Source organism: Pseudomonas agronomica, from assembly GCF_025917275.1.
Taxonomy (GTDB): Bacteria; Pseudomonadota; Gammaproteobacteria; order Pseudomonadales; family Pseudomonadaceae; genus Aquipseudomonas; species Aquipseudomonas agronomica.
This window is the reverse complement of record NZ_JAOSHO010000344.1, coordinates 1-5,664: the sequence shown is the minus strand read 5'-3', so window position 1 is coordinate 5,664 and position 5,664 is coordinate 1. Positions and strand designations below refer to the sequence as shown.

Sequence of the window (5,664 nt, the reverse complement as noted above, 5' to 3'; positions counted from 1 at the left end):
CGCTTCGATGCCGGCCCCGACCCTGCTGCCCGAGGAAAACTTCATGACAATCAACAAACCCGTAGCATTGGTAACAGGCGCTTCGTCCGGTATCGGAGAGGCCATCGCCGTCAAGCTCGTTGCGGCGGGCTACAAGGTCTACGGCACCAGCCGCAGAGGCGTGCAGTCGGATCAACGGCCGTTTGCCATGCTGGCGCTGGACGTGACCGAGGATGCCTCTGTCGAGCACGCTGTGCGGGAGTTGTTGCAGTTGGAGGGCCGTATCGATCTGCTGGTCAACAATGCCGGTTTCGGGCTCGCGCCTGCGGCGGCGGAAGAGAGCTCCATCGAGCAGGCCAAGGCGGTTTTCGATACCAATTTCATGGGCGTTGTCCGGATGACTCGCGCTGTTGTGCCCCACATGCGACGCCAGGGCAGCGGTCGCATCATCAACATCGGTTCGATCCTCGGCGTCGTGGCCGTGCCTTATGTGGCGCTCTACGTCGCGAGCAAACATGCGGTGGATGGCTATTCTCAAGCCCTGGACCACGAACTGCGCACCCATGGCATCCGGGTCACTGTGATCGAACCCGGCTATACCCGGACTTCGTTCGAAAGCAACAGCCTGGAGGCTGACGCCAAGCTGGACCTGTATGAAGATATTCGGGTAAAGGTCACCAAGGTCGTCAACCAGGCGATGGCAACCGCCGAAAGCGCGGATGTGGTAGCTGACGTGGTGCTCAAGGCTGCGCGGGCCGAGCGTCCGAAGCTGCGCTATACCGCCGGCAAGGCGGCGGCGCAGTTGCAATGGATGCGCCGCTTCGCCCCGGCTGGCATTCTGGACACCGGTATCCGCAAGGCCATGCAGCTCGCGTGAGTCTGCCCGGTCCAGCCGCTTGCCCGTAGGACCCACCCTTCAATCGAACAGGAAACATGACAATGACTTTCAAGGCGCTGCTCACCACCAAAGCCGACGATGTGATTTCCACCCGCCTGGTCGATTTCAAGGAGGAGGACCTGATGGCCGGCGACGTTACCGTGGCGGTGGAATATTCGACGGTGAATTACAAGGATGCCATGGCCCTCAGCGGGCGTTCGCCGGTCATCCGCCAGTTCCCGTTGATTCCGGGTATCGACTTCGCCGGCATCGTCGAAACGTCGAGCCACGCCGGTTTCCAGGCCGGTGACCGCGTGCTGGTCAATGGCTGGGGGCTGAGCCAGACCCACCACGGCGGTTTTGCCCAGAAGGCGCGGGTGAGTGGCGACTGGCTGGTGAACATCCCGGAGGCGTTTTCGACCCAGCAAGCCATGGCCATCGGCACCGCCGGCTACACGGCGATGCTCAGCGTCCTGGCGCTGGAACACGGCGGCCTGACACCCGAGCGTGGCGATATCCTGGTGACCGGTGCCAATGGTGGCGCCGGCTCGGTGGCGATCGCATTGTTGTCGGGGCTGGGCTATCGGGTGGTGGCCTCGACCGGACGGCAGGAAGAGGCCGACTACCTGCGCGACTTAGGTGCGGCCGAAATCATCGATCGCCGCACCTTGTCAGAGCCCGGCGCGCCGATTGCGAAGGAACGTTGGGCGGGCGTCATCGACTCGGTCGGCAGCCATACCTTGGCCAATGCCTTGGCCCAGACCCAGTATCGCGGGGTTGTCGCTGCCTTCGGCCTGGCCCAGGGCGCGGACCTGCCCGGCTCGGTGCTGCCGTTTATCCTGCGCAACGTCACCCTGGCGGGTATCGATTCGGTGAACGCTCCGCAAGCTGCGCGCTTGCAAGCCTGGTCGCGGCTTGCCCGGGATCTTGACGTCAACAAGCTTGCCCGCACCACCCACGTGATTGGCTTGGCCGAAGTTCCGGCGGTGGCTGCCCGGGTGTTGCAAGGGCAGGTTCGCGGGCGCACGGTCGTCGATGTGAATGCATGAACACTCGATAAGAAGGCATTCCATGACGTTGCCAAGGCCTCTGGTCGTCACAGCATGCGGCGCAAGACGTCGCTGCGAGGGTCGCGGTCGAAGAAGCGGTGCTTGAGGGCTCCGGCGACGTGCACCAGGACCAGGCCGAGCAGGGTATAGGCGAGCACCTTGTGCAGCCACTGGAAGACCACGAACCAATCGTCATTCTTCCCAAGAAGCTCCGGAAGGTTCACGCCAAAAAAGAACACCCCGTCGCTCATCGTGTAGGTGCTCGACATCGAATATCCCATCAACGGCACGATCACCAGCAGTGCATACAGGGTGCGGTGCGCAAGCCTTGATGAAATTCTTTCATAGCGAGCCAAGGACTCTGGCGGTTGCGGCAGCCTGGGCGTTCTTATGCGCAGGGCGATCTGGACCAGGACCACCAGGAACACCAACACCCCAAAGGATTTGTGCCACGGGTAGTACAGCTCATATTTGCTCGCCACTTCGTCATTCAGCCCGGTCATGTGCCAGCCGGCCCAGAGCAGGCCTGCAACGAGCAGGGCGCGCACCCAGTGCAAAATACGCAGGGGCGTCGGATACCGATCAATTATTGTTTGAGTTGCCGGATTCATCGCGGTCTCTCCAAGGATCATCAACGCATCGAAATGCACGTTTCAACGGCCCTCTGCCGGATAACCACAAAGGGCCATTCGATCAGTGCGGGGAATTGTTTTCAGCTGGGAAGCAATACGGTGATGACCTTCTCTTCGGTGTAGGCCTGCGCGCCGCTGAACCCGCCTTCACGCCCGATGCCGCTGGACTTGACGCCGCCCCAGGGCAGGTTGGCGTCCAGCGGGCTCCAGCAATTGACGCCGACGGCACCGGCCTTCACCGCGGCGGCCACGCGATGGGCTCGCACCAGGTCGGCCGTCCAGACCGTGGCCGCCAAGCCGTAGGTGGAGTCGTTGGCCAGCGCGATCGCCTCTTCTTCGCTGTCGAACGTGATCACCGTGCCGACGGGGCCGAAGATCTCGTCCCGGGCGATCGCCATGTCGTTGCGGGCATTGGCGAAGATCGTAGGCTGGACGAACCAGCCCTGGCCAGGGTTCGATACACCGCCCGCCAATAGCGAGGCGCCTTGTTCGATGCCCAGTTGGATGTAGCGGTTGACGCGGTCGAATTGCGCCTTCTTGGCCACCGGGCCCATCTGCACGCCAGGCTGGCGCGGGTCGCCGACCTTGACTGCGCGCGCGGCGTCGGCGAGCGCGGCGGCGAAACGATCGGCGATGCCGCGCTGGACCAGGATGCGCGAGCCGGCCGCGCAGATTTGTCCCTGGTTGGCGAACAGGCCGAGGGAGCAGCCGAAGAGCGCGTCGTCGAAGGAGGCATCGTCGAAGACAATCTGCGGACTCTTGCCGCCCAGCTCCAATGCCACGCGCTTGAACAATACGCCGGCGGTGCGCTGGATCTCTCGCCCGGCCTCGGGGCTGCCGGTGAAGCTGATCTTGGCCACGTGCGGGTGTTCGCACAGGGCGCGACCCACCTCGTTGCCGTAGCCGGTGACCACGTTGATCACTCCGTCAGGGAAGCCCGCTTCCTGCGCCAGCGCCGCCAGGTGCAAGGCCGATTGTGGCGTCTCCTCCGACGGCTTGATGACCACCGTGCAGCCCGCCGCCAGCAACGCGGCGAGCTTCCAGACGGTGATCATCAGCGGTGAGTTCCAGGGAACGATGGCGCCGACCACGCCCACCGGTTCCCGCACCGTGTATGACAGGGTCTTCGTGCCGAAATACCCGCCGGAAGGAATGGTGCGTCCTTCGAGCTGGTTCGCCCAACCAGCGGCAGCGCGCAGGTTGGCGATCGCGTTGGGGATGTCCAGCCGGCGTGGTTCGACCGGTGAACGGCCGATGGCGTTGGCGTCCAGGTCGGCCAGCACCTCGGTGTCGCGCTCGACCAGGTCCGCCAGTTTCGATAGCAGCCGACCGCGCTGGGCACCGTCGAGTTGGCTCCAGGCGCCATGCTCGACTTGCTGGCGTGCCGCGCTCACGGCGCGGTCCACGTCTTCGGTGGTGCCGCGGGCGGTGCTGCCGTAAGTCTGTTCTGTCACCGGATCGACGAGCGCAATGCGACGGCCGTCCGAAGCTTCGAAGGTCGCGCCTTCGATGAAGTGATTGAAATGCTGGGTCATTTTTGCGATCCGTAATGAAGTGGGAGGAACGGTCAGGCCTTGAGGGAGGCCAGGGCGTCGGCAAAAATGTCCAGGGCCTTGAAGAACAGCGACCGGGAGATCGTCAACGAGGGCATGACCCGCATCACGTTGCTGTAGCGACCGCAGGGAATCATCAGCACGCCGTGGTTCAGCAAGTAGCCCATGATCTGGCCGATCTTGGCCGGCGCCAGCGGTGCCTTGGTGGTCGGGTCCTCCACCAGCTCGATTCCGATCATCAGGCCGCGACCGCGCACTTCGCCGATGAAGGGGCTGTCGAAGCCACGGATGCGTTCCTGGGCTTCGAGCCCGAGCACGTGGGCGCGGTTGAGCAGGTCGAGCTCAGGGTCCTGGAGAATGCTGATGTTGGTCAGCGCCACGGCGGCGGACAGCGAGTTGGCGGCAAAGGTGTTGGGCACCGATCCATCGGGGATCGCGGCCGCCAGGTCCGAGCGCATGATCAGGCCGGCCATGGGCAGGTCGCTGCCGATGCCTTTGCCGAACGTGAGCATGTCGGGCTTCACGCCGGAATGCTCGACCGCCCACATCTTGCCGGTGCGCCCGGCGCCGGACTGCACTTCGTCGACGATCAGCAACGCACCGCTGCGGTCGCAGGCCTGGCGCAACAACTGCAGGAACTCCGGTGAGGGAGGCACGTAGCCGCCTTCGCCCTGTACCGGTTCCACAATCACGGCGGCCACGTCATCGGCGGCGGTGTAGGGCGTATTGAGCAGGTAATCCACGTATTCGCCGGCAATCTGCTCGGCGCTTTTGTGCGTGGTGTCGAAGGGGAAACGGTAAGCATAAGGGTAGGGCGCATGAATGACGCCACCCATCTGGGCACCGTAGCCCTTGCGGTAGGCCGTGCCCGTGGTCAGCGCGCCCGATGCGTTCCAGACGCCGTGGTAGCCGCCATGGAAAGCAATGATCTGATGGCGTCCGGTGATGCGCTTGGCGAACTTGATCGCGGCTTCCAGGGCATCGCTGCCGCTTTGCGTGAAGAAGGTGATGCAGTCGCCGCGCAGTCCGTCGGGCGCGATCTCGGCGATCTTGGCGGCCAGTTCGGTGCGCCGGGTGCTGTTGACTTCCAGGGCGTGCATCAACACTTCGGACTGTTCACGGATGGCCTGCACGACCTTCGGGTGGCAGCGGCCTACGCTGCTGACGCCCACGCCAGCGGACAAATCGATGTAGGTATTGCCATCCGGGTCCTTGAAGGTTGCGCCAAAGGCACGGTCCATGGCGACGGGCATGCGTGCGCCGCCGCGCGCCATCGACTCGGTACGCGCCGACAATGCCAGGGCCTCGGTGGTCTTGGGGCCGGGAATGGCGGACGTTATCCGCGGGGCGTCCGCGAAATGGAGGGATTCAAGCTTGGCTTCACTCATGACGGTCTCTCAGGATGTCGATTATCAGTGTCTCGATCATCCCCGCCGCCCGCTCGCAGCCGTTAGCCCGAATCGGCACATTGCCAGCGTCGTTGGAGCACTAAAGTGAGCGGTGTACTTTTCAAGCTCCCTCGCCACGGGGCTGGCATCTACTCCCAATCAACTAGGAGCTGGCGGAGCCTGCGA

5 protein-coding genes are annotated in these 5,664 nt (G+C 63.8%); 2 read left to right on the top strand and 3 right to left on the bottom strand.

All coding sequences use genetic code 11. The features are described 5' to 3' along the window. The first annotated feature begins 7 nt into the window (after positions 1 to 7). Together OC610_RS20130 and acuI are read left to right on the top strand one after the other, a co-directional pair. Positions 8 to 856: an oxidoreductase gene (locus OC610_RS20130; RefSeq protein WP_264430163.1), complete on the top strand. Its 849-nt coding sequence runs from the start codon at positions 8 to 10 to the stop codon at positions 854 to 856. A 62-nt stretch (positions 857 to 918) separates the two neighbouring features. Further along, positions 919 to 1,905 (top strand): acrylyl-CoA reductase (NADPH), encoded by a 987-nt coding sequence (acuI, locus tag OC610_RS20125; protein WP_264430162.1) that lies wholly within the window; start codon positions 919 to 921, stop codon positions 1,903 to 1,905. A 47-nt stretch (positions 1,906 to 1,952) separates the two neighbouring features. Here acuI and OC610_RS20120 read toward each other — a convergent pair whose 3' ends face one another. The 3 genes from OC610_RS20120 to OC610_RS20110 all read right to left on the bottom strand — a co-directional run bounded on the left by OC610_RS20120 (position 1,953) and on the right by OC610_RS20110 (position 5,478). Then, positions 1,953 to 2,516, bottom strand: coding sequence for a cytochrome b (locus OC610_RS20120; protein WP_264430161.1), 564 nt, complete (start codon positions 2,514 to 2,516; stop codon positions 1,953 to 1,955). A 101-nt stretch (positions 2,517 to 2,617) separates the two neighbouring features. Further along, complete coding sequence (locus OC610_RS20115) at positions 2,618 to 4,072, bottom strand: aldehyde dehydrogenase family protein (RefSeq protein WP_264430159.1); 1,455 nt, start codon at positions 4,070 to 4,072, stop codon at positions 2,618 to 2,620. Positions 4,073 to 4,104: 32 nt separating this feature from the next. Continuing rightward, positions 4,105 to 5,478, bottom strand: coding sequence for an aspartate aminotransferase family protein (locus tag OC610_RS20110; protein WP_264430158.1), 1,374 nt, complete (start codon positions 5,476 to 5,478; stop codon positions 4,105 to 4,107). Positions 5,479 to 5,664 lie beyond the last annotated feature (186 nt).